Raw genomic sequence first — 22,934 nt, 5'->3', positions numbered from 1 at the left:
CACCATGACCGGGCCGGGCTCCCGTCCGACTGCGGTCCTGTTTGCCTGCAGCATGAACGCTGTGCGTTCTCCCATGGCTGCAACGATTGCCCGCAGCCTGTTTCCGGGGCAGGTCTACGTGCGCTCGGCCGGCGCACGCAAAGGCGAGCGTGACCCGTTCGTGGATGCGGTGATGGCCGAAATCGGCATGGACGCCAGCACCCATCAGCCCAAGACGCTGGAGGATCTGGACGAGTCGGGCTTCGACCTTGTGATCACCCTTTCGCCGGAAGCCCATCACAAGGTTCTGGACCTGACCCGCGCCGATGCGGTGGACGTGGAATACTGGCCAACCATGGATCCGACCATCGTTTCCGGCAGCCGCGACCAGATTCTGGACGCCTACCGTTCGGTGCGTGATCAGCTGATGATGAAAATCAAGAAGCGGCTGGGCTGGACGCCGCCACCCAGCGGGTGATACAGAGAAGCGAAAGAGCTGGGAAGCTGCTGCGAAGCGGCCCTTTTCCGCCCTCACGCCTGAACCGGCAAGTCCGCATGACGGCCCGCCCGATGGAAAATCACCGGCGCGGAGATTGCCCTGTTCACTTTTTTGCTTTGATCCTATAGGTTCCGCGCACCTCAGGATCGGTTTAACCGGGATACCATATGGCTAAGGAAGAAGTTCTGGAGTTTCCGGGCGTCGTCACGGAACTGCTGCCCAACGCGACGTTCCGCGTGCGTCTTGAAAATGACCATGAAATCATTGCTCACACTGCAGGGCGCATGCGCAAGAACCGCATCCGTGTTCTGGCAGGCGACCGGGTTCTCGTCGAGATGACCCCGTATGACCTGACCAAGGGCCGCATCACCTACCGCTTCAAGTAAGCCGCGGTCCGGCCGGGAGCGAGACACCCATGAGCGATACTGCCACCGTTCCCCTCGTTCTGGCCTCCGCTTCGCCGCGCCGTCTGGCTCTGCTGCAGCAGGCCGGCATAGAGCCGCAGCATCTCATTCCGGCCGATCTGGACGAGACCCCGCTGCGCGGCGAGACGCCGCGCGCTCTGGCGGTGCGTCTGGCGAAGTCCAAGGCCCGTCACGTGCGTGAGCAGCTGGCGGAAGATGCCGTGCTGTCGAAAGCCGTCATTCTGGCGGCGGACACGGTGGTCTGCGCCGGCCGCCGTATTCTGCCCAAGGCCGAGACGGTGGAGCAGGCAGAGGCCTGCCTTGGCCTTCTCTCAGGCCGTGGCCACCGCGTGCTGACCGGCCTTGCCGTGATTTCGCCATCTGGCTCCGTGCGGACGAAGATCGTGGAGACCCGCGTGCGCTTCAAGAAGCTGTCGCGCCGGGAGGGTGATGACTATCTGGCTTCCGGCGAATGGCGCGGCAAGGCGGGCGGCTATGCCATCCAGGGCCTTGCGGGCACCTTTGTCGTGAAGCTGACCGGCTCCTACCCCAATGTGGTGGGGCTGCCGCTTTATGAAACGGTCAACATGCTGGCCGCTGCCGGTCTGGATGTCCGCGCCCTGTGGCGCGATCCGCTGAAGCTGCCCGCGTGAGGATGCCGCAATGACCGCAGCATCCGGCAATGCAGGGGACCAGGGCCGGCGCATGCGGCCATGCCCCATCTGCTCCAAGCTCTCCACCCAGGCCGACTATCCCTTCTGCAGCGACCGCTGCGCCAAGATCGACCTGCACCGCTGGATGGTGGAAGGCTACAGCATTCCCGCCGTCGAGACGGATGATGTTGATGACGAGGCAGAGGGCGGCGAAGACCGCTGATTCCTGCCTTGCCGGTCTGCGCCGTGAAATTCCGGGCAGGCTTGCTGAAAAAATCATCTTGTCCTGAAAAATTTTCCGCTGTCATAATCAGGGCTGCCTGTCACAAACGCTGTCACAATTCAGCGGAAGGCGGGAGGCTGGCCTGCCCTCTTGCGCGCTGCTGCGAATAAAACTGTCGCAGACCTGTGCTAGGGCGGCTGTGTAGAAAAAGCGGAGGCCGGGGCTGGCTTCCAACAGGCGAGGCGAATATGAAAAAGATGCTTCTTGGCGCGACTGCCCTTTTTGCCGCGATGGCAATGGGCGGCGCAGCGCTGGCCGATTACTCGGTGACCATCCTTCACACCAACGACCTGCATAGCCGCATCGAGCAGATCAACAAGTTTGATTCGACCTGCAGCGCCGACGAAGATGCCAAGGGCGAGTGCTTTGGCGGTGTTGCCCGTATCAAGACCAAGGTGGACGAGCGCCGCAAGGCGCTGACGGACGCCGGCAAGAACGTGATCCTGCTGGACGCTGGTGACCAGTTCCAAGGATCCCTGTTCTACACCACCTACAAGGGCAAGGCGGCAGCCGAGTTCATGAACATGATCGGCTATGACGTGATGGCCGTGGGCAATCATGAGTTCGATGATGGTCCGCAGGGCCTTGCCGACTTCCTGGCGGATGTGACGTTCCCGGTCATCTCCGGCAACACCGATGTCTCCAACGAGCCTCTGCTCAAGGACAAGGTGCCCGGTTCGGTGATCCTGGAAGTTGGCGGGCAGAAGATTGCCATCGTCTCGGTTCTGGCCGAAGACACCGCCGAGACCGCATCCCCCGGCCCCGGCGTCACGTTCGTGAAGGCTGAGGATTACCTCAAGGGCGCCGTGGGCGAGCTGGAGGCACAGGGCGTCAACAAGATCATCGCCCTGACCCACATGGGCTACGAGCGTGACAAGGAAATCGCCAGCGCAGTTTCCGGTATTGACGCCATTGTCGGCGGCCATTCTCACACGCTGCTGGCCAATGACAATGACAAGGCCGCCGGTCCTTACCCGACCATCGTTGCCAACCCGGACGGCAAGGACGTGCCGGTTGTCACGGCCTATGCCTACAGCAAGTATCTGGGCGAGATCGAGCTGACCTTCAACGACAATGGCGATCTGATCTCTGCCAAGGGCGACCCGATCCTGCTGGATGCGTCCGTCACTCCGGATGAGACCGTCGCCGCCCGCGTCGCTGAACTGGCCCAGCCGCTGGAAGAGCTGAAGGCCAAGGTGATCGGTTCCACCACCGCCGCCATCGATGGCTCGCGCGACACCTGCCGTGTCTCCGAGTGCCAGATGGGCAATCTGGTGGCCGAAGCGATGCTGGACCGCGTGAAGGAGCAGGGCGTCGAGATCGTCATCCAGAACGGCGGCGGTCTGCGTGCCTCCATCGATTCGGGCGAGATCACCATGGGTGAGGTTCTGACGGTGCTGCCGTTCCAGAACACCCTGGCCACGTTCCAGCTCAAGGGCTCCGACGTTGTGGCCGCTCTGGAAAATGGCGTGTCCAAGGTTGAAGAAGGCGCTGGCCGTTTCGCGCAGGTCGCAGGTCTTCGCTACGAGTGGACCAAGGCCAAGCCGGCCGGTGAACGTATCCTCAAGGTCGAGGTGAAGGACGGCGACGGCTGGGCTCCGATCGACCCCGAGAAGGTCTACGGCCTTGCCACCAACAACTACATGCGTGGCGGCGGTGATGGTTATGCCGTCTTCGCCAAGGCCGGCATGAATGCCTATGACTTCGGCCCGGGCCTTGAAGAAGTGCTGGCGGAGTACATTGCCAAGAACGGCGGCGACTACACCCCGTTCACGGACGGCCGCATCACCGAAGTGCAGTAAAGGCTCCTCCTGTCTGGTGCCGGGCGCCCTTCCAAGGGGGCACCAGACAGGGGCGACCGGCTCCCGGTTCGTGGAAGTGCATCTAGAAACTGCCACATGAGGCATCAAGGACGCAGGATCGGATCCTGCGTCCTTTCTCTTTGTTATCAATTGCTTGTGAAAGAGCTTTTGATCAACCTGTGTAGAGGGTAGCGCATGTCGTGCGGCTCACGGCTTGCGTCAGCGCGGTTCTCATGTATCTGTCACGCTTAGGCTAATCTTAAAATTCAGTAAAGCGTGGGATGCCGGGCAGCGTGATCAGTCCGTTGAACAGTTTGATTCGGGTAGGGCGTGCCCCTTGCAGCCTTAGAATGCGCATTGCGATATGCCTGATCGGGCTTCTTTCGCCGGTTTTCGCCGTGATGCAGTCAGATGACGCTGCATCACAGCCATTTCCAGCTGACAATCTGGCAGCGAGGCAGCAGCAGCTGCTGCAAGCGACGCTTGCCCAGCCGCAAAATCTCGACATCGCCTTTGAATACGCCATGGTGTCTTCCCAGCTGGGTGACTATGAAGCGGCTATCGGCACGCTGGAGCGCATGCTGATTTATGCACCGGGCTTGCCGCGCGTGCAGCTGGAACTGGGCGTGCTCTATATGCGCCTCGGCGCCAAAGATATGGCGCGCAATTATTTCGAAAGCGCGATCTCTGGGCCAAATGTGCCGCCCCAAGTCACGGAACGGGTGAACTATTTTCTCGCAGCAATCACTGATCAGGAAGCTCCTGCTCAGATGAGTGGTGTTCTGACAGCCGGTGTACGTGGTCAGTCCAATGCCAATGCCGCTCCAGGAGGGCGTATCGTCAACCTGAACGGAACAGCCTTCACGCTGGATGATGCGGGAACGGGCAAGGCCGACATCAACGCTTTCCTGTCGGCTAATGTCCGCTTTTCCTACGATCTGGCCAATCAGGGAGACCGGCTTGAGGCTGACCTGATATTCTACGGCGCCCGCTACGGCGACATTAGCCGCCTCGACACGGAGATGGCAGAGATCACCTTGGGTCCGTCCCTTAACCTCGCCCGTTTCGGCGTTGAGGATGCAAGGCTCGGGCTCTACGGGATTGCCAATGGCATCCGGCTGGATGGGGCTAATTATGCTGGGGGGCTCGGCGCCGGTCTGCGGCTGGCGGCAAACCTGAGTGAGCGGGCTGGTCTTTCGGCCCGCGCAGAACTGCGCCGGAGCTGGTATAACGATACATCAAAGCAACCCAATTTGTCTGACCGGGCCGGCTATGCCTTGCGTGTTTCTGCAGGCTATCAGTACCGGCTGACAGGTACCTTCACTGCCCGCATCACGCTTCTGGGCGATGTGGTGACTGCCAGCAAGGCCTATAAGTCGAATACGGATGGAGGCGTGGCCCTCGGTGGAACTTACCGTTTCGCCGCGCCGCTCAACCTGTCCACCGCCCCCTGGTTCGTTGATGTAGAGGGCGGCTATTTGCACCGGTCGTATGATGCTCCGGACAGGCTGATCAATCGCAACAAGGCGCAGCGCGATAACGAGGGGTGGCTGCGCACGGTGCTCACTATGCCTTTGGGGGAGGGCAAGACCGCCGTGAGCCTGACGGGAGAATTGCGCCGTCAGCAGTCTAACTATGACCTGAATGATTACACCAATGCATCGGGCATGCTGTCTGTCATGCGCCGGTTTTAAGGTTTGACGCCATGATGAGCCGTCCCGCTTCTGCCCATTTGTTTCTGACGCTGGCCGGAATTTTGCCTGCACTTCTGGCCACGACCGCGCTGGCTTCGACGGAGGTGGGGGTTACCACCGCCGTGAACCCTCAGGCGCAGGGAACGGCGCCAGGCTCCAGTGTCCGGACCATCATGCTGGGAGATGATGTCTATCACAAGCATCGCATCAAGACTGGCGGCATCGGCCTCGTTCAGGTGCTTTTTGTTGATGGATCCACTTTCACCGTTGGAGCCAACTCCGACTTGGTCATTGATGAGTTCGTGTTTGATCCTGAGGCAGGCACCGGCAAGCTGGTGGCCAGCATGGGCAAAGGCGTGGCCCGGTTCGTCGGCGGCAAGCTGTCGAAGAACAAGGGCGGCGTCAATGTCCGAACACCTGTTGGTACCATTGGTATCCGGGGCGGGATCGCCAATCTGGATATACGTGAGGACGGCGGCACGTTTTCGCTGATTTTCGGTAAGGAGCTGACATTCACGGGGCCAAACGGTACCCAGCAGCGCATCTATGAGCCCGGCTACACCATGACCGTCGGTGGCAATGGGACCGCCCGTCCGGAAGTCCGGCCAACGAGCCAGGCTGACCTTGGAAGTTTGCAGCAGTCGCTGACCAGCCGGCCGGGCCAGAATGGCGGTGCAGTGCGCGCGCCCTCCAACGAGATTGTTGTTCAGAGTGGAATTCCGGCGGTCAATTCCGGGCTCGGCATCATCAACACTCTGCCTCAGCCAAAACCGCAGGTCGTTGCGGCATCGGACGCTGTGCAGGCGGAAGAGTCGATCAGTAAGAGTCCGGCACCCAGCGCGCGCGATACGGAAACACCAGCACCGAAACCGGATGAAACCGCTAAACCTGACCCTGTTCCGGAGGTTCCACCGGTGCAGGATCCCGATGATACTGTCCGCCCTCCAACCATCCCGGATGAGGAACCTTCAAAGCCTGAGCCTGAGCCTGAGCCTGAACCTGAGCCGGAGCCGGAGCCGGAAGATCCAACGCCTTCTCCGGGAACAGGCGGCGGAGGTGGAGGCGGGGGAGGCGGCACACCGTCAACCGTCAGCCTGCGTGCCCTGAGTGGGGGGAATGGTGTCGAGCTGCCTTGGCCCGACTTTTTGAGCAATCCTGGCCGTCAGGGCATTTGGGGAAAGGCAGGTGATTCCATTGAGGGCACGTTGGTCCTGGACGGCAACCTTTCAGGTGGACGATCCGGTGCTTACTCATCTGCTGTCGGCGATCCTGTGCTCAAAGGCGAAATTAGCGGTCAAATCGTTACCGTCGGTGTGCCGTCGATGACCGGGATCAATTATTTCCAGTCTCTCCGGACCGACAAGAACTATCATATTGGGCAGTTTAGTCAGTCTGGCGTTCCTTCCTGGTTGACTCTGGATGCATCCCAGGATGGAGACGTTGAAATCAATGGCCGCGGCATATTTTACCGCGGTCAGGGGGATTTCAGTGCGCTGCTTTATCAGAATGCCTACTCCCCTGGCGACACCCCCTCCTTTGAAAGCGATTTTTCCGATGCGATCTTTGCTTTCGGCGGAACGGTTGGATCTTTTGACGTGATGAATCAGTCACGGCTTCGCAGCTATACGTTGACGGCAGATTTTCTGCAGCTTCTTGCTCTTAACACAGAGGTTTCCGACGGCAGCATTGCCGTCGGAGCTTCAGGAGCTCTGTTCCTCAATCCTCGGGTCGCCTCAAGTCTGGGGGCGCCGTTCCTTAGCAGCGTTGGCAATTCCGGGCTTTTGATGCTTGAGGGTGGAACAGACCTGGAGGAGGAGCCGCCATTGGCGCTTGCTGCCTCTTTCTCAATTCAAGGAGTGGATACGGCACAGAAGTCTCTGATCAGTCTCTTTGTTGGCGCCATTGGGGAGGATCACGCTGGTTCGATCGTGCTTGAGGGCAAGCGTCGTGGCGGCTACCATCTGGCGAATACTGACGCGTCTGGTAATTTTTCCGGTGGCATTGGCTCGCTCGCAGGCGTGGGATATGTTCATGCCTTTGGAACGAACGCCCAAAACTTCATTGTTAGTAGCAATATAGGCGGTGATCGTGCATTTGACAGCTATGCCCTGACCCCGAGTGGGATTTCCTCAGCGGAGCGGTATAGCGGGTCTAGTCATGTAGCCGAGCTTTCTTCGACTGTTGCCGGATCAAGCCTGATCAGAACTTCGCGGAACTTGAGTGTCTTTTCTGCAGGCATGGTGGAAACGAAGAGCGGCAGTACGCTGGTCATTGATCCATACGCCTCACAAAGTACATTTGGGAACGACATCCGTTTTGATGCGGCCAGCCGGTCAGTTTCGGCTACGCTCAGTCTCACCAGTAAAAACTATGTCGGTCCGGGGAGCGCACCTAAAATCGAGCTCTCGTTGGGTGTGAGCCCTCTCGTAGACGAAAGCGACCGCACATCTGTCTTTGTTGACAACGACCGTTACGCCGCGATCGAAAAAAATGACACTTCAGGCCACGAAATTATCGATGACGCAGGCCAAGGCCTTCCGGCTAGAGCAAAAGGATATTTGATTCCGAACACGCTGGTCGATGGCGCCGATGACGCCATCTTCACCGGCGGGACGGCCAAATGCACCTGCGCTTTCCTGGAGTGGGGTTATTGGGGCTCCAGTCTTGCTCCAGATTCTGCGCCAAGTGATCTCAGCCAGATCCATCTGGGAACCTGGGCTGCGGGTCGTATTTTGGGGCCAAGTGACTTGCCGACCAGCGGAAGTGCCGGCTATCAGGGGCATGCGGTTGGCAGTGTGGTGAATGGTGGCAGCCAATACCTGGCCGCCGGCAACTTCAGCATGAGCGTGGATTTTGGCACCCGCACAGGCACAGCCGATATCATCAACTTCGATGGAAAAAGCTTCTCTTTCGGCCTGTCGCAGGACATCTATTCTACGGACCACAATCTCTTTTCCGGCAGCGCCCCCAGCGGTGTCAGCAGTGGTTCATTCAATGGATCGCTGGTGCAGGGCCCGAACAGCAATTTCGACGGTGTCATTGGCAACTTCTCTGCCATTGACGGCTCGTGGATGGCCACCGGTGTTGCGGTGGGCGAGCGGCTGCCCTGAGAAGGCCGCTGGCGGCTGGCCCGGCTAGAAGCCGGGCCAGCCGCGGGCACCAGCCGGGGCGCTTGTCCACAGGCGCAATATGCGCCTGAAGTTGTTGAAACCATGGAGAAAAGCGACGCTTTGCAGTGGCTGCGAAAATAATGGTCCAAGCCTGCGAAAAGTTTTGCCGGGGCGCTGGACAAGGCCCGGGCGATCTCCTATAAGACCCCCACTTCCGGCGGTCACGCCACATGAAGTCAGGCCCAGATAGCTCAGTTGGTAGAGCAGCGGATTGAAAATCCGCGTGTCGCTGGTTCGATTCCGGCTCTGGGCACCACTTCTCTCTCCCCCATGAAAATCAAAAAAGTATCCGGACCTTACGCAGCTTGCTCTGTATTTCGCCAGAGATGGCTTGCAGCGATCACGGCAGGCTGTGAGCGTTGATATCTGTCTCAGGCTCCCCACCCGCGCCGTCCCGGCCTTTGTGCCGGGACCCGTTATGGACGTGATGTGGGTGAGATGGGATGACCACTGTAGAGCTGGGATTTGAGCCGGTGCTGTAGCTTTGTTTCAGCTGCCGTGCGTCAATAACAGGTCCCGGCACGGGGGCCGGGACGGCGCGGAGGGTGTTGTTGCATCAGCGTGAAAGGTTGCGCCTTACGGCACAGTAAGCCTTTGCGGCGGCTGAGCATTTCGAAACGTGATGCGTCAGCATGGTGAGGCTTGTATGAGCCTGCATCACACCTTCTGCCCCGTCTCCTTCGCCAGAGCCAGCGCTTCAGCCAGTATTGCCGGGTCGCCGATGTGGTTCATCAGGATGAGGATCAGGCGGGCGTTGAGGGCGTGGCTTTCGTCTTCCGTCAGGCCCTCATGAGCGGCGAGAAGGCTGGCGTAGGCATCGTCCGGGTTGGGCAGGTTCGGGGCGGTGATCAGCATGGTTCATCTATCCCGGCTGCCGCTGGAAGCGGGCAGCCTGTCAGGGGTGATTGTTCACGTAACGCAAGGCATTTCGTACAAGGCCACTAAGCCAAGCAGAGCGCGCGGGCGAGGGCGGTGGACACTTCGTTTGCGTCAAAGCGCTCCCAGCGGGCGGCGGTGTGCTGGTCCGGGCGCACCAGATAGACGGCGGAAGCTGCCTGCCCGAGATAGCGCTCGCGCAGCGGCTCGTTGCCTTGCGGCGAAAGCTGCAGGCAGGGCAGGGTGAGGCCGTGGGCGGTGAAGCTTTCGGGCGCATCCGTGCCGATGGCCAGCAGATGAAAGCCGCCGCCAAGCCGCGCCAGAAGCCAGTCTTCCGCACCCGCTTTCCCGCCAAGAGGCGCATCCAGCAGCGGTGCGCCGGGCCTCGTGCGGGGCGGCATCAGCGGATGATCCGCCCCGTTGAGCGGCAGCCCGTCATAGACGCAAGGCACGGAGAGGCGCCCGGAATTGACGATGCTGCGGGCAAAGGGGGCTTGGGCGGCCAGATCCAGCACCGCATTGCGGAACATGCGCGACATGCCGCTTTTCGGGGTGATGAAGTCGGTGGCGCGGGTGGAGTTGAGAATGTTCTCGTCCGCCCCGTGGATACGCTCTGCGCAGTAGCTGTCGATCAGGGCTTCAGGCGCAATGCCCTTCACCACCAGCGCCAGCTTCCAGGCGAGATTGTCCGCATCCTGAATGCCGGAATTCGCCCCGCGTGCGCCGAAGGGGGAAACCTGATGGGCAGAATCGCCGGCAAAGAGCACCCGGCCCTTGCGGAAGGTCTCCATGCGGCGGCACTGGAAGGTGTAGATCGAGGTCCAGACCAGTTCGTAATCCGCGCCTTCGCCCAGCATGGCATCCACCCGGGCGCGCACGCGTTCGGGTTCCAGTTCGCGCTTGCGGTCGATGTTCCAGCCCAGCTGGAAGTCGATGCGCCACACGCCGTCCGGCTGCTTGTGCAGCAGGGCGCTGTCGCCGGACTTGAAATGCGGCTCGAACCAGAACCAGCGCTCGGTCGGGAAGTCCGCCGTCATGCGCACATCGGCGATGAGGAAATTGTCCTCGAACACCCGGCCTTCGAAGCCCAGCCCCAGCATGGAGCGCAGCGGCGAGCGGGCGCCGTCGCAGGCGATCACCCAATCGGCATGGAGCTGATAGGGGCCGTCCGGGGTTGAGATGTCGAGGCGGGCGCCGTTGCCGGTCTGCGCCAGCGCCTCCACCTTGTTGCGGCCGCGGATTTCGATGGGCGCGCCTTCCGCGATGGCCGCAAGGATGCGCTCATGCAGGAACTTTTCGAAATAGGGCTGCTGCAGGTTGATGAAGGCGGGGAACTCGTGCCCGCCTTCCGGCAGCAGGTTGAACTCGTAGAGCAGCCGGTCATCGCGGAAGACCTTGCCCTTGTTCCACTGCACGCCCTTGTCCAGCATGGGCCTCGCCGCGCCAAGCCGGGCGCAGATCTCCAGTGTACGCTTGGCAAAGCAGATGGCGCGGCTGCCCTCGCCAACGCCTTCCTGATCATCCAGCACCAGAACCGGCACGCCCTTGAGCCCAAGGTCGAGCGCGGTGGCGAGCCCCACCGGCCCGCCGCCAACGACAATCACCGTATGGCGGGCGGGAGCCGGCTGGTCCTGATCGGCCGAGCGGGCATAGGGGTAAAGCGCGAAGGCAAGGGCGCGTTCGCCGGCCTTGCTGGCGGGCGCAGGTGCAATTGCGGCGGGTCTGTCCACGAGGTCTCCTCCCTCTTGTCCCGTTTTCCGTGCGAGGCGCCGCAGGGCTGGTGTCAGCCCTGCAGCGCGGCCCACATCTCGAGGTCGCGGGCGGCGGTCCAGATGCGCGGATGGCTGATGCCGCGCGCTTCGTCATAGGCACGGGCAACGTTGAAGGGCAGGCAGTGCTCGTAAATGGCGTAGTCCTTGAACTTCGGATCGCATTCGGCGCGCACCGCGTCCCAGGCTTCCTTCAGGGTGCCGTTGCGGGCGGCAACCCGTGCCACCGGGCGGAAGGTGCTCTCCACGAAGTCGCGGGTGCGATCCAGAGCTGCGTTGACCGCATCCCGGCCCAGAACGGCATCGCCGCGTCCCGGCGCAATGGCATCAAGGTCAAAGGCGCGGATGGCCTCCAGCGTCGGGCTCCATTCGCGGAAATGGCCGTCGCCGCAATAGCAGGCGGCATGAGCCTCAACGATGTCGCCGGTGAACATGACGTTCTGGTCCGGCACGTGGATGACGATGTCGCCCGCCGTGTGGGCGCGGCCAAGGTGCATCAGGTCCACCCGGCGCTTGCCGAGGAAGACGGTCATCCGGTCGCTGAAAGTGGTGGTTGGCCAGGTAAGACCGGGGATGCTTTCATGGCCCTGGAACAGGCGGGGGAAGCGCTGGAATTCGCTGTCCCAATCCTCCTGGCCGCGCTCGGCCACCATGGCGCGGGCGGTCTCGCCCATGATCACCTGCTGCGCCTTGAAGGCGGAGGCACCCAGCACGCGCACGGCGTGATAGTGGGTGAGCACCACATGGGTGATCGGCTTGTCCGTGACGCTGCGCACGCAGTCGATCACCTTCTGGGCAAGGCGCGGAGTGGCCTGTGCCTCGACGATCATCACGCTGTCATCGCCGATGATGACGCCGGAGTTGGGATCGCCCTCGGCGGTGAAGGCATAAAGACCCTCGCCGACTTCGGTGAAGCTGATGGTCTTCTCGGTGAGGTCGCCCTGCGAGGCAAATTTCTTGCTCATGGATATGGTCCGTCCGTAAGTCTGTTTCAGGCGCTCTGCTCGACTGTCTGCTCAACCGTTTGCTCGATGGCGCCGAAGATGGAATGGCCTGTGGCATCCAGCATCTCGATGCGCACCGTGTCGCCAAAGCGCAGGAAGGGGGTCTGCGTCGCGCCGGTGTTGATGGTTTCGATCATGCGGATCTCGGCAATGCAGGAATAGCCTGCACCGCCCTCGCTCACCGGCTTGCCGGGGCCGCTGTCCAGCTTGTTGGAAACCGTGCCCGAACCGATGATGGAACCGGCAGCCAGCGGACGGGTCTTGGCTGCGTGGGCGATGAGCTGTGGGAAATCGAAGGTCATGTCGATGCCGGCATTGGCGCGGCCAAAGGGTTTGCCGTTGAGATCCACCTTCAGCGGCAGATGCAGCCGTCCGCCATCCCAGGCGTCGCCCAGCTCGTCCGGCGTCACGGCAACGGGCGAGAAGGCAGAGGAGGGCTTGGACTGGAAGAAGCCGAAGCCTTTGGCCAGTTCCGCCGGAATGAGCCCGCGCAGTGACACGTCATTGACCAGCATGATGAGGCGGATGGCCGCCCGCGCTTCGTCAACGCTTGCCCCCATCGGCACGTCATCAACGATGACGGCCACCTCGCCTTCCATGTCGATGCCATAGGCTTCATCAGCCATGCGGATGGGATCACGCGGGGAGAGGAAGCTGTCGGAGCCGCCCTGATACATCAGCGGATCGGTCCAGAAGGTTTCCGGCATCTCCGCGCCGCGCGCCTTGCGCACCAGCTCCACGTGGTTGACGTAGGCCGAGCCATCCGCCCACTGATAGGCGCGCGGCAGCGGCGAATGGGCGTCATGCTCATGAAAGCGCATGGAGGGCACGGCATCGTGCTCAAGGCTTTCGGCCAGCACGGCAAGCTTGGGCGCAAGCGTTGCCCAGTTGTCCAGCGCGGCCTGCAGGGTGGGGGCTAGGTGAGTGGCTTCGGTGCAGCGGGTCAGGCTCTTGTTGACCAGCACGAGCCGTCCGTCACGGCTGCCGTCCTTCAGCGTGGCAAGTTTCATGGTGTTTTCCCGAAAACTGGTGTGAGAGGGTGGCAGGCTCCCCCGGCCCGCCGCTGCCCCGTGTCATGCCTGGTTGTGAGCGGGTGCCGCTCACTTCACGCCGGGCGTGCCGTCGAACTTCTTTTCGAGGCTGTCCCAGCAGTCGATGTAATCATCCTGCAAGGGCGCGGAGGTCGCTGCCCATTCGGTCAGGTGCTGGGGAAAGCGGGTTTCGAACATGAAGCTCATGGTCTCGTCCAGCTTTTCCGGCTTCAGTTCCGCGTTGGAGGCGCCCTCGAAGGCGTTGCGGTCCGGTCCATGCGGCAGCATGCAATTGTGCAGGCTCATACCGCCGGGCACGAAGCCCTTCGGCTTGGCATCATAGATGCCGTAAATGTTGCCCATCAGCTCGGACATGATGTTCTTGTGGTACCAGGGCGGGCGGAACGAGTGCTCGGCCACCATCCAGCGCTCGCGGAACAGCACGAAGTCGATATTGGCGGTGCCTTCGACGCCCGAAGGGGCGGTCAGCACGGTGAAGATCGAAGGGTCCGGATGGTCGAAGAGAATGGCCCCGACCGGTGAGTAGGTGCGCAGGTCATATTTGCAGGGCGCGTAATTGCCGTGCCAGGCCACCACATCCAGCGGCGAATGGCCGATCTTCGTTTCGTGGAACTGGCCGCACCACTTGATGATGACAGTGGACGGCACCTCCTTGTCCTCAAAGGCGGCAACCGGCGTCTTGAAATCGCGCGGGTTGGCAAGGCAGTTGGCGCCGATGGGACCACGGTTCGGCAGGTCGAATTTCTGGCCGTAATTCTCGCAGACAAAGCCCCGGCACGGGCCTTCCAGCACTTCCACCCGGTAGACCAGGCCGCGCGGCAGGATGGCGATTTCCTTCGGCTCCAGATCGATGACGCCCAGCTCCGTGCAGAAGCGCAGGCGGCCTTCCTGCGGCACCACCAGAAGCTCGCTGTCGGCGGAGAAGAAGTACTCGTCCACCATGGAACGGGTGACCAGATAGATGTGGCTGGCCATGCCGGTCTGGGTGTTGACGTCGCCGGCCGTCGTCGCGGTGCGCATGCCGGTGACCCAGGTCAGCGGCTCATCCGCATGGGGCACCGGGTCCCAGCGGTACTGGCCCAGGCTGATCACGTCATCAACGATGTTGGGCGCGCTCTTCCAGAAGGGCACATCAATCTTGGTGAAGCGGGTGGTGTGCTTGACCGAGGGGCGGATGCGGTAGCACCAGGTGCGCTCGTTCTGGCCGCGGGGAGCGGTGAAGGCTGTGCCGGAAAGCTGCTCTGCATAAAGGCCGTAATTGCATTTCTGCGGCGAATTCTGCCCCTGTGGCAGGGCGCCAGGCAGGGCCTCCGTCTCGAAGTCATTGCCGAAGCCGGGCATGTAGCCCTCAACCGTGCCGTTGACCGTGGCGGCGCGAACCATGCCTATGGGCAGGGCGTGCGTTGTCATGATGTCCTCCTCTTGCCGGCTCCCCCGGCCGTTGCCTGTGATAATAGTTGCAAATGCAACCAAGTCAAGAGAGGATGACAGGCAAGGGCGCTCGTGGCAGTTTGCGCGCCCGAAGCTGCCCATGAAGCGGCAATACGGGGCGGGAGACGGGGTGAAGATGACAGGTCCGGCAGATGGATTCGATCTGGAGGCGTTTCTGCCTTATCTGCTCAATCAGGCGGCAGAGGCGACCAGCCGGTCCTTTCAGGCGGTCTACCGGGACGACTTCGGCCTGACACGGACCCAGTGGCGGGTGATGGCCAATCTCGGCAAGTTCGGCTCCATGACGGCGCGGGATATCTGCGCCATTTCCCACATCGAGAAAACCAAGGTCAGCCGCGCCGTCGCGGGGCTGGAGGCGGGCGGCCACCTGCAGCGGCAGACGGCGCCGCAGGACCGGCGGGCGGAAATCCTGTCACTGACGCCCAAGGGCCGGGACGTCTTCCTCCGGCTGGGGGAGCGGGCGATGGCCTATGACCGGGACCTGCGCGCAGGCCTTGGGCCGGACATCTCGGCTGCTCTTGAGGAGTTCCTGCGCCGGCTTATCCGCGAGGGGCGGGATATGCCGCCGGATGAAGATGCGGATTCGGGTGCTTGAGATCGGTTAATCCGCAGATTTGACAATGAAAAACACTCTGCTGACCACTTGGATTTCATCTGGTCAGACCACGGGTGGCGAAATTTTGGGCGGCATGCGGGGCGTCAGGGATCAGATGGGCGCAGTGGATTGATGCCTTGATGCCCGGCAAAACCCTTCCGCCGTCCTCCCGGCCACGCGCAGCGCGAGCCGGGATCGGTGAACCCGGAAGTTAGATAATTCAATAGGTTATGGTTGGTGGGTCCTGGCTCTCCGGTCCCGGATCTTCGCTTCGCTGCGTCCGGGAGGACGATGGAGAGGGGAGGTGATGGGCATGGAGCAGACTGCAATGTGTTGGTCCGCATGATCCGTCGTGACCGGATTAACTATCTGAATATAAACATAAAAATCTTCTATGCCTGCTTCTGTTGCGCTTCCGTGCTGAAACGGCAAGCAGCGTAAAAACCTGCTTGCCTGCTGTGCATCCCCGCGTCACTCTGCTTTCACAAACTGGGAAAACCAGAGGGGAACAGCATGCGTCGTCTGATGGGTTTTGCGATGGGTCTGGCGCTGTCGGCGTCTTCGGCTCTCGCTGCAACGGATGTGAAATTCACGCTCGACTGGAAGTTCGAGGGCCCGGCGGCTCCGTTCTTCATTGCGCTGGACAAGGGTTATTTCGCCGAGGAAGGGCTCAATGTCACCATCGACACGGGCGCAGGCTCGCGCGAGTCGATCCCGCGTGTGGCAACGGGCGCCTATGAATTCGGCTTCGGCGATATCAACGCCCTGATCAAGCTGCTGGACGAGCAGCCGGACCTGAAGGCCAAGGCCGTGCTGATGGCCTATGAGCGTCCGCCCTTTGCCATCATCGGCCGCAAGAGCCTCGGTGTTACGGAAGATCCGAAGTCGCTGGAAGGCAAGAAGCTGGGTGCGCCGCCGCCGGACGCCGCCTTCGGTCAGTGGCCGGCTTTTGCGGAAGTGGCTGGCCTCGACACCTCCAAGATCACCATCGAGAATGTCGGCTTCCCGGTGCGCGAGCCCATGCTGGCGCAGGGGCAGGTGGACGCCATCTTCGGCTTCTCCTTCTCTTCGGTGCTGAACCTGAAGGCGCAAGGCATTGCTGACGACGAGATCGTCACCATCCTGATGGCCGAGAACGGCCTCGACCTTTACGGCAACGTGGTGATGGTGAACACGGACTTCGCCGCAGCCAACCCGGAAGCGGTGAAGGGCTTCGTCAAGGCGCTGACCAAGGGCTATCTCGACGCCATCGCCGATCCGGAAGCGGCCATCCCCTATGTGATGAAGCGCAACGAGGTGCTGGATGCCGCCGTGGAGACCGAGCGTCTCAAGATGGCTGTCGAGCAAGCCATTGCCACCCCGGCGGTCAAGGCCAACGGCTTCGGCGGTGTGGACATGGCCAAGCTGACCAAGAGCATGGACTATCTCAAGGCTTCCATGGGCGTAAGCGACACGCCGCCGGCCGCTGAAAAGGTCTTCGATCCGTCCTACCTGCCGTCCGCAGAAGAGCGGGCCGTCAAGTAAGCCAGACTTTGCACCCTCCCGGCTGGCCTGCCGCCTGCCGGGAGGGTGTTTGCATCATGCGGAATGATCTTTTGGGGGCGCGGGTGACCGGTTTTGTAGAATTGCGGGATATCCGCCTCACCTATGGCGGCGGAGACACGGGCACGCTGGCGCTGGACGGGCTGACCATGTCGGTGAAGAAGGGCGAGTTTGCCGCCGTTGTCGGGCCGTCAGGCTGCGGCAAGTCCACGCTGATGAAGCTCGCCACCGGCCTGATGCGCCCCAATGCGGGCACTGTGGAAGTGGCGGGCAAGGAAGTCAGCGGTCCGGTGAGTGTGGCCGGAATGGCCTTCCAGAACCCTTCCATGCTGCCCTGGCGCACCACCCTCGACAATGTGATGCTGCCTCTGGAAATCGTGCAGCCGCACCGCGCCCGCCTGCGCAAGGAAAAGACTGCTTACGTGGCCAAGGCCGAGGCGCTGCTGTCGCTCGTCGGCCTCAAGGGTTTCGGCGCCAAGTTTCCCTGGCAGCTTTCGGGTGGCATGCAGCAGCGTGCCAATCTGTGCCGTGCGCTGGTGCATGATCCGACGCTGCTGATGCTGGACGAGCCCTTCGGCGCGCTGGATGCCTTCACCCGTGAAGAGCTGTGGCAGGTGATGCGGGATCTGCATGCGGAAAAGGGCTTCACCACCATTCTCGTCACCCATGACCTGCGCGAAGCCGTCTATCTGGCGGACCGGATCTTTGTCATGAGCGCAAGGCCGGGCCGGGTGATCGTGGAACGCGAGGTCACCTTCCCGCGCCCGCGGCCCATTGATCTGACCTATGAGGCCGGGTTCAACGACATCGTGCACGAGTTGCGCGGCTATATTGCAGAGGCGAGGGCGGCAGCATGAGTGAGCGTTGGATCAAGGCGGCCCCCTGGCTGTGGACCATCGGGCTCTTTCTCATCTGGCAGGCGGCCTGCAGCATCCTGAAGCTGCCGGTCTATATCCTGCCTGCGCCCACGGATATTTATGCGGCCACGGTGAAGTTCTGGCCGGCCATCTGGAAGAACTCGCTGCAGACCCTGTTCACCACCGTGCTCGGCTTTGCGCTGGCCGTCGGCGGCGGGCTGCTGCTCGGTCTTGCCATCGGCTGGAGCCGGGCGATCTATGCCGGGCTCTATCCGCTGATGATCGGCTTCAACTCGGTGCCCAAGGTGGCTGTCGTCCCGATCCTGGTGATCTGGTTCGGCATCGGCACGGTTCCGGCGGTGCTGACAGCCTTTCTCATCGCCTTCTTCCCCATTGTGGTGAATGTGGCGACGGGCCTTGCCACCATCGAGCCGGAGATGGAAGACGTGCTCCGGGCGCTGGGCGCGCGCAAGATGGACATTATGCTGAAGGTCGGCATTCCGCGCTCGATGCCGTATTTCTTCGGCTCGCTGAAGGTGGCCATCACGCTGGCTTTCGTCGGCTCGGTGATCTCCGAAACGGTGGCCGCCAACTCCGGCCTTGGCCACATGATGCTGGCGGCGCAGTCGCAGTTCAACGTGCCGCTGGTGTGGGCGGGACTGATGGCGCTCGCCGTGCTTGGCATCGTCATGTATGCGATCATGGCCTGGCTTGAAATGCGCATGACCGGCTGGGCGCACCGGTCCGGTTCGGCGAGGGCCTGATACCATCTCCCGATGAGCCTGGCTTGCCGGGGGCAGGCAAGCCCGAGCGGTGTCCGGGCAATTTCGAGGCGTGAGGCATCACCATCTCAGAGCCTTGGGGTCAGTCCGTTTTATCATCGGAAAATGCCGTTCAAAGAATTGTGCGCTGCACGCCTGCGGACGGTGAATTCCGGGCGTTTTCCGTTGCTGCGGCATTCGGTCAATCTTGATCCAGCTGCGCATTAAGGCTTGACGCATCAAGGCATTACTGTGACGTTTCCGTGCTGTCACATTTGGCGCGGCTGGAGTTTCATGAAACTGTCATAAAAGAGAATCCGAACTGACATGCTGATGCTCTAAGGCGCATGTCTGAAACCTTCGCGGTGATCAGCGAAGGGCGGCGGCAGGGCCGGGTGGGAGGGGCGGTATGGGCTGCCCGTCTTCCGGCCGTCACAGGTGCAGGGCGAAGGGCCTGGCACTTGCCGCAGGAGCAAGCGGGTTCCCCGGCCAAAGGCCAAGAGGGCGACTGGTTGACACCGGCGGGCGCCGTCCGCCGGAACAGTGAGGAGAAGCGAATGAGCATGAAAAAGACACTCGCTGCAGCGGTGAGCCTTGCGGCTCTCATGCAGACCACTGCGGTGAACGCGCAGTCGATGGAAGAGATCATCGAAGGCGCCAAGAAGGAAGGCATGCTGACCACGATCGCTCTCCCGCATGACTGGTGCGGCTATGGCGACATCATCGCATCCTTCAAGGAAAAGTACCCGTTCCTGACCGTCAACGAGCTGAACCCGGATGCCGGTTCCGCCGATGAGCTGGAAGCCATCCGCGCCAACAAGGGCAACACCGGCCCGCAGGCTCCGGACGTCATCGACGTTGGTCTTTCCTTTGGTCCGCAGGCCAAGGGCGAAGGCCTGATCCAGCCGTACAAGGTTTCCGTCTGGGATCAGATCTCCGACGACGTCAAGGATGCCGACGGCTACTACTACGGCGCCTATTATGGCGTGATGTCCTTCATCGTGAACAAGGATCTCGTCACCAACACCCCGGCCGAATGGGATGACCTGCTGAAGCCGGAATATGCCGGTCAGGTGGCCCTCGCCGGTGACCCGCGCGCGTCCAACCAGGCGATCCTCGGCGTTCTGTCCGCCGGCATGGCCCAGGGCGCTGCTGCCGGTACGGCTTCCGGTGAAGCTGGCCTCGAATTCTTCAAGAAGCTGAATGATGCCGGCAACTTCGTTCCGGTCATCGGCAAGGCCGGCACGCTGGCCCAGGGCACCACGCCGATCATGGTGATGTGGGACTACAACGCCCTGACCGCCCGTGACACCCTGAAGGGCAACCCGCCTGTGGAAGTCGTCGTGCCGACCAAGGGCACGCTGGCTGGCGTCTACGTTCAGGCCATCAGCGCCTACGCCCCCCATCCGAACGCTGCCAAGCTGTGGATGGAGCACATCTTCTCCGACGAAGGCCAGAACGGCTACGTGAAGGGCTACTGCCACACCGCCCGCTTCAACCAGATGGTTGCTGACGGCAAGATCCCGCAGGACCTGCTGGACGCCCTGCCGCCGGCCGGCCCCTATGAGAAGGCCTACTTCCCGACCATCGAAGAGCAGAACGCCAACAAGGAAGCTGTTGTTGGCGGCTGGGACAAGGTCGTTGGCGCCAACGTTCAGTAAGAACGTCTGACGCATGAGACTGTCCGGTTCCGGCCCTTTGGCCGGGACCGGTTCTCTGCATTCCGAGTCAGCTGCCTGCGCGTGGCTGGCATGCGTTTCACAAGGCGCCTTGGGGGCTCAGCCTTATGACGAAACCGGCAAGGGCAAGCGCGTTCCGATTGAACCTCAATTGGCTCGGCCTTGCTCCCTTCACGCTTTTTGCGTTCCTTTTCCTGATCCTGCCTGCCCTGCAGATCGTGGTGGGGGCGTTCCAGACGCCCGATGGCAGCTTCACCCTCGAAAACATCCGCGGCCTGAACACGGACTCGATCAAGTCCTCCTACTGGGTGTCGATCCAGCTCAGTCTGGTGACGTCACTTCTGGGATGCCTGATCGGCTTTGGCATGGCATCGGCGGTCATCCTCGGCGGATTGCCGGCACGGGTGCGTTCGGCGCTGATGACCTTTTCCGGCGTTGCCTCGAATTTCGCCGGCGTGCCGCTGGCCTTTGCCTTTCTCGCCACACTTGGTCCGGTTGGTCTTGTCACCATTTGGCTGCGCAACGAATTCGGCATCAATCTCCGGGCGATGGGCTTCAACCTCCTGTCCTTCTGGGGGCTGGTGGTCGTCTATCTGTTCTTCCAGATCCCGCTGATGATCCTGATGATCGCCCCGGCGCTGGACGGCCTGAAGCGCGAGTGGAAGGAAGCGGCCTCGATCCTGGGCGCGACCTCCGCGCAATACTGGCGCATGGTGGCCATTCCGATCCTGTTTCCGTCCTTCCTCGGCACGTTTGCACTGCTCTTCGCCAATTCCTTCGGCGCCATTGCAACGGCCTTCGCGCTGGCCGGGCCGCAGTTCAACATCGTGCCCATCAAGCTGTTTGCGCAGATCCGCGGCGACGTGCTCGGCAATCCGCATCTGGGCTATGCGCTGGCCTTCGGCATGATCGTCATCACCGGCGTTGCTAACGGGATCTACATCTGGCTGCGGGTGCGCAGTGAAAGGTGGCTCAAGTGAACCGTCTTCTTGCCTGGGGCACGCTCATCCTCGGCTGCATCTTCTTCGCCCTGCCGCTGATCGGCATGACGGAATTCAGCCTGCGGATGCGGCGCGATGCCTATTCCTTCGATGCCTATGTGGCGGTTCTGGCCGACAGCCGCTTTCAGGACACCTTCATCTACTCTGTGTCCATGGCGCTGGCGACGATCGTTGCCGGGGTCTTGCTGGTGGTGCCGACGGCCTTCTGGGTGCGGCTGAAACTGCCCGCCGCCCGGCCGTGGGTGGAGTTCATCACCCTGCTGCCGCTGGTGATCCCGGCCATCATCGTGGTCTTCGGCTATATCCGGCTCTACAACACCTCGTCCTTCCTGCCGCTGACGGGCAGCATCTGGGGCACCAACATCCTGCTCATGTGCGGCTATGTGATGCTGGCGCTGCCCTATATGTACCGCGCGGTGGATACGGGGCTCAGAACCATCGACGTGGCGACGCTGACGGAAGCAGCCATGAGCCTTGGCGCCGGATGGACGACGATCCTGTTCCGGGTGATCCTGCCCAACGTGCTGATCTCGGTGCTTTCGGGGGCTTTCCTGACCTTTGCCATCGTCATTGGCGAATTCACCATGGCAGCGCTTCTGAACCGTCCGGCCTTCGGACCCTTCATGGCAAGCCTTGGCGTCAACCGTGCCTATGAGCCGGCGGCGCTGGCGGTGATCGCCTTTGCCATCACATGGGGCTGCATGGCGCTGATCCAGCTGGCCGCCCGCTTCTCCAAACATCTACAGGCTCGACGCTGATGGCTTTTCTCGAACTCAAGAACCTGCAGAAGTCCTTTGGGCTCAACACCGTCGTGAAGGATTTCTCCCTGTCCGTAGGCGCGGGGGAATTCATCTCGCTGCTGGGGCCTTCGGGCTGCGGCAAGACGACGGTGCTGCGCATGGTCGCCGGCTTTGAAACGCCGACCACCGGCGTCATCGAGATCGGCGGGCAGAACGTCACCTACGCCAAGCCGAACGCCCGCAACATCGGCATGGTGTTTCAGGCTTACGCCCTGTTCCCCAACATGACGGTGGCGCAGAACGTTGCCTTTGGCCTCAAGATCAAGCGCGTGTCCAGGGCCGAAACTGATGCCCGTGTAGCGGAGATGCTGAAGCTGATCGGCCTGCCGGATCTGGGCGGGCGTTACCCGTTCCAGCTGTCGGGCGGCCAGCAGCAGCGCGTGGCCCTGGCCCGTGCGCTGGCGCCGCGCCCCAATGTGCTGCTGCTGGATGAGCCGCTGTCGGCGCTCGATGCCAAGATCCGCGTCAGCCTGCGCAACGAGATCCGCGAGATCCAGAAGGAACTGGGCATCACGACCATCTTCGTGACCCACGACCAGGAAGAGGCGCTGTCCATGTCCGACCGCATCGTCGTCATGTATGGCGGTGTGGCCGAGCAGGTTGGCAATCCCTTCGAGATCTACAGTCGCCCGAGAACGCAGTTCGTCGCCAATTTCGTCGGCACGCTCAACACGTTCGAGGCAAAGGCCGTGGATGGGGAGAAAGGCATCGTCAGCCTTGCCGGGCGTCAGGTCACGCTGACGGAAGGCGGCCTTGCTGCGCGCAAGGATGAGGCGCTTTCCGTGGCGCTGCGGCCTGAGGCGCTGCATCTGGGCCGTGGAAATGACGATGACGTTCTTCTGCCCGCCGAGGTCGAGGATGTGCATTTCATGGGTGCGATCATCCGCCTGAAGCTGGATGTGGCGGGCACGAAAGTGTCGCTCGACACCTTCAACCGCAGCGATGCACCGCCCCCGTCTGCAGGCTCCACAGTCGAAATCGGCTTCGCCCCGCGAGACCTGATCGTGCTGCAGGGCTGACGGAAATTGACCTGGGGCTGCCTGATGGCTGCCCCAGGTGCTC

20 protein-coding genes and 1 tRNA gene are annotated in these 22,934 nt (G+C 61.9%); 16 read left to right on the top strand and 5 right to left on the bottom strand.

From position 1 onward, the window contains the following. Positions 1 to 4: 4 nt before the first annotated feature. From IF10I1_RS09145 to IF10I1_RS09110, 8 genes are all read left to right on the top strand, one after another. Positions 5 to 457 carry a low molecular weight phosphatase family protein gene (locus IF10I1_RS09145; protein ID WP_050470964.1) on the top strand — a complete coding sequence of 151 codons (453 nt, stop codon included), beginning with the start codon at positions 5 to 7 and terminating at the stop codon, positions 455 to 457. A gap of 188 nt (positions 458 to 645) precedes the next feature. Further along, positions 646 to 864 carry a translation initiation factor IF-1 gene (gene infA, locus IF10I1_RS09140; protein ID WP_019962913.1) on the top strand — a complete coding sequence of 73 codons (219 nt, stop codon included), beginning with the start codon at positions 646 to 648 and terminating at the stop codon, positions 862 to 864. 29 nt (positions 865 to 893) lie between these two features. Further along, a complete protein-coding gene (locus IF10I1_RS09135; protein ID WP_186392543.1) occupies positions 894 to 1,535 on the top strand; it encodes a Maf family nucleotide pyrophosphatase in 642 nt (213 codons plus the stop codon). 10 nt (positions 1,536 to 1,545) lie between these two features. Beyond that, complete coding sequence (gene yacG / locus IF10I1_RS09130; protein ID WP_050470966.1) at positions 1,546 to 1,758, top strand: DNA gyrase inhibitor YacG; 213 nt, start codon at positions 1,546 to 1,548, stop codon at positions 1,756 to 1,758. A 248-nt stretch (positions 1,759 to 2,006) separates the two neighbouring features. After that, positions 2,007 to 3,620: a bifunctional UDP-sugar hydrolase/5'-nucleotidase gene (locus IF10I1_RS09125; protein ID WP_050470967.1), complete on the top strand. Its 1,614-nt coding sequence runs from the start codon at positions 2,007 to 2,009 to the stop codon at positions 3,618 to 3,620. Positions 3,621 to 3,970: 350 nt separating this feature from the next. After that, positions 3,971 to 5,314 (top strand): tetratricopeptide repeat protein, encoded by a 1,344-nt coding sequence (locus tag IF10I1_RS09120; protein WP_186392542.1) that lies wholly within the window; start codon positions 3,971 to 3,973, stop codon positions 5,312 to 5,314. An 11-nt stretch (positions 5,315 to 5,325) separates the two neighbouring features. Beyond that, complete coding sequence (locus IF10I1_RS09115) at positions 5,326 to 8,424, top strand: FecR domain-containing protein (RefSeq protein ID WP_186415075.1); 3,099 nt, start codon at positions 5,326 to 5,328, stop codon at positions 8,422 to 8,424. A 240-nt stretch (positions 8,425 to 8,664) separates the two neighbouring features. Beyond that, a tRNA-Phe gene (locus IF10I1_RS09110) sits at positions 8,665 to 8,740 on the top strand. Positions 8,741 to 9,141: 401 nt separating this feature from the next. On the opposite strand, the gene IF10I1_RS09105 is transcribed toward IF10I1_RS09110, so the two are convergent. From IF10I1_RS09105 to hmgA, 5 genes are all read right to left on the bottom strand, one after another. Continuing rightward, positions 9,142 to 9,339 (bottom strand): DUF2783 domain-containing protein, encoded by a 198-nt coding sequence (locus tag IF10I1_RS09105; RefSeq protein ID WP_186392540.1) that lies wholly within the window; start codon positions 9,337 to 9,339, stop codon positions 9,142 to 9,144. Between the two features lie 86 nt (positions 9,340 to 9,425). Beyond that, positions 9,426 to 11,090: an FAD-dependent oxidoreductase gene (locus IF10I1_RS09100; protein ID WP_186392539.1), complete on the bottom strand. Its 1,665-nt coding sequence runs from the start codon at positions 11,088 to 11,090 to the stop codon at positions 9,426 to 9,428. 53 nt (positions 11,091 to 11,143) lie between these two features. Further along, entirely contained in the window at positions 11,144 to 12,094 is a 951-nt protein-coding gene (locus tag IF10I1_RS09095) for an MBL fold metallo-hydrolase (RefSeq protein WP_050470971.1), read from the bottom strand. Between the two features lie 26 nt (positions 12,095 to 12,120). Next, a complete protein-coding gene (locus IF10I1_RS09090; protein WP_186392538.1) occupies positions 12,121 to 13,143 on the bottom strand; it encodes a fumarylacetoacetate hydrolase family protein in 1,023 nt (340 codons plus the stop codon). A 90-nt stretch (positions 13,144 to 13,233) separates the two neighbouring features. Next, positions 13,234 to 14,595 carry a homogentisate 1,2-dioxygenase gene (gene hmgA / locus IF10I1_RS09085; protein WP_186392537.1) on the bottom strand — a complete coding sequence of 454 codons (1,362 nt, stop codon included), beginning with the start codon at positions 14,593 to 14,595 and terminating at the stop codon, positions 13,234 to 13,236. A gap of 157 nt (positions 14,596 to 14,752) precedes the next feature. Between hmgA and IF10I1_RS09080 the strand changes: the two genes are divergently transcribed. From IF10I1_RS09080 to IF10I1_RS09045, 8 genes are all read left to right on the top strand, one after another. Next, the gene (locus tag IF10I1_RS09080; RefSeq protein ID WP_050471363.1) at positions 14,753 to 15,232 is read left to right on the top strand and encodes a MarR family winged helix-turn-helix transcriptional regulator; all 480 of its coding nucleotides are present in this window, start codon (positions 14,753 to 14,755) and stop codon (positions 15,230 to 15,232) included. Positions 15,233 to 15,745: 513 nt separating this feature from the next. Next, a complete protein-coding gene (locus tag IF10I1_RS09075) occupies positions 15,746 to 16,756 on the top strand; it encodes an ABC transporter substrate-binding protein (RefSeq protein WP_050470974.1) in 1,011 nt (336 codons plus the stop codon). A gap of 56 nt (positions 16,757 to 16,812) precedes the next feature. Beyond that, positions 16,813 to 17,631 (top strand): ABC transporter ATP-binding protein, encoded by an 819-nt coding sequence (locus IF10I1_RS09070; RefSeq protein WP_244293702.1) that lies wholly within the window; start codon positions 16,813 to 16,815, stop codon positions 17,629 to 17,631. After that, complete coding sequence (locus IF10I1_RS09065) at positions 17,628 to 18,395, top strand: ABC transporter permease (protein WP_058900463.1); 768 nt, start codon at positions 17,628 to 17,630, stop codon at positions 18,393 to 18,395. Before IF10I1_RS09070 ends, IF10I1_RS09065 begins: the two co-directional genes overlap by 4 nt. 602 nt (positions 18,396 to 18,997) lie before the next feature. Further along, a complete protein-coding gene (locus tag IF10I1_RS09060) occupies positions 18,998 to 20,053 on the top strand; it encodes an ABC transporter substrate-binding protein (protein ID WP_244293706.1) in 1,056 nt (351 codons plus the stop codon). Positions 20,054 to 20,178: 125 nt separating this feature from the next. Further along, on the top strand, positions 20,179 to 21,051 hold the full coding sequence (locus tag IF10I1_RS09055; protein ID WP_050470977.1) for an ABC transporter permease subunit: 873 nt from the start codon (positions 20,179 to 20,181) through the stop codon (positions 21,049 to 21,051). Beyond that, positions 21,048 to 21,830 carry an ABC transporter permease gene (locus IF10I1_RS09050; protein WP_050470978.1) on the top strand — a complete coding sequence of 261 codons (783 nt, stop codon included), beginning with the start codon at positions 21,048 to 21,050 and terminating at the stop codon, positions 21,828 to 21,830. The genes IF10I1_RS09055 and IF10I1_RS09050 overlap by 4 nt, the downstream gene beginning before the upstream one ends. Beyond that, complete coding sequence (locus IF10I1_RS09045; RefSeq protein ID WP_186392533.1) at positions 21,830 to 22,891, top strand: ABC transporter ATP-binding protein; 1,062 nt, start codon at positions 21,830 to 21,832, stop codon at positions 22,889 to 22,891. Before IF10I1_RS09050 ends, IF10I1_RS09045 begins: the two co-directional genes overlap by 1 nt. The last annotated feature ends 43 nt before the right edge of the window (positions 22,892 to 22,934 follow it).

It is taken from the genome of Pannonibacter sp. I15F10I1 (assembly GCF_900185665.1).
GTDB classification, from domain to species: Bacteria; Pseudomonadota; Alphaproteobacteria; order Rhizobiales; family Stappiaceae; genus Pannonibacter; species Pannonibacter indicus.
Note: the sequence above shows the minus strand (reverse complement) of the source record. Positions and strands in the feature narration are given on the sequence as shown.

Coding starts and splice junctions, on each gene's coding strand:
- IF10I1_RS09145 (WP_050470964.1), top strand. CDS start 5: ATGACCGGGCCGGGCTCCCGTCCGACTGCGGTCCTGTTTGCCTGCAGC.
- infA (WP_019962913.1), top strand. CDS start 646: ATGGCTAAGGAAGAAGTTCTGGAGTTTCCGGGCGTCGTCACGGAACTG.
- IF10I1_RS09135 (WP_186392543.1), top strand. CDS start 894: ATGAGCGATACTGCCACCGTTCCCCTCGTTCTGGCCTCCGCTTCGCCG.
- yacG (WP_050470966.1), top strand. CDS start 1,546: ATGACCGCAGCATCCGGCAATGCAGGGGACCAGGGCCGGCGCATGCGG.
- IF10I1_RS09125 (WP_050470967.1), top strand. CDS start 2,007: ATGAAAAAGATGCTTCTTGGCGCGACTGCCCTTTTTGCCGCGATGGCA.
- IF10I1_RS09120 (WP_186392542.1), top strand. CDS start 3,971: ATGCGCATTGCGATATGCCTGATCGGGCTTCTTTCGCCGGTTTTCGCC.
- IF10I1_RS09115 (WP_186415075.1), top strand. CDS start 5,326: ATGATGAGCCGTCCCGCTTCTGCCCATTTGTTTCTGACGCTGGCCGGA.
- IF10I1_RS09105 (WP_186392540.1), bottom strand. CDS start 9,339: ATGCTGATCACCGCCCCGAACCTGCCCAACCCGGACGATGCCTACGCC.
- IF10I1_RS09095 (WP_050470971.1), bottom strand. CDS start 12,094: ATGAGCAAGAAATTTGCCTCGCAGGGCGACCTCACCGAGAAGACCATC.
- IF10I1_RS09090 (WP_186392538.1), bottom strand. CDS start 13,143: ATGAAACTTGCCACGCTGAAGGACGGCAGCCGTGACGGACGGCTCGTG.
- hmgA (WP_186392537.1), bottom strand. CDS start 14,595: ATGACAACGCACGCCCTGCCCATAGGCATGGTTCGCGCCGCCACGGTC.
- IF10I1_RS09080 (WP_050471363.1), top strand. CDS start 14,753: ATGACAGGTCCGGCAGATGGATTCGATCTGGAGGCGTTTCTGCCTTAT.
- IF10I1_RS09075 (WP_050470974.1), top strand. CDS start 15,746: ATGCGTCGTCTGATGGGTTTTGCGATGGGTCTGGCGCTGTCGGCGTCT.
- IF10I1_RS09070 (WP_244293702.1), top strand. CDS start 16,813: ATGCGGAATGATCTTTTGGGGGCGCGGGTGACCGGTTTTGTAGAATTG.
- IF10I1_RS09065 (WP_058900463.1), top strand. CDS start 17,628: ATGAGTGAGCGTTGGATCAAGGCGGCCCCCTGGCTGTGGACCATCGGG.
- IF10I1_RS09060 (WP_244293706.1), top strand. CDS start 18,998: ATGCAGACCACTGCGGTGAACGCGCAGTCGATGGAAGAGATCATCGAA.
- IF10I1_RS09055 (WP_050470977.1), top strand. CDS start 20,179: ATGACGAAACCGGCAAGGGCAAGCGCGTTCCGATTGAACCTCAATTGG.
- IF10I1_RS09045 (WP_186392533.1), top strand. CDS start 21,830: ATGGCTTTTCTCGAACTCAAGAACCTGCAGAAGTCCTTTGGGCTCAAC.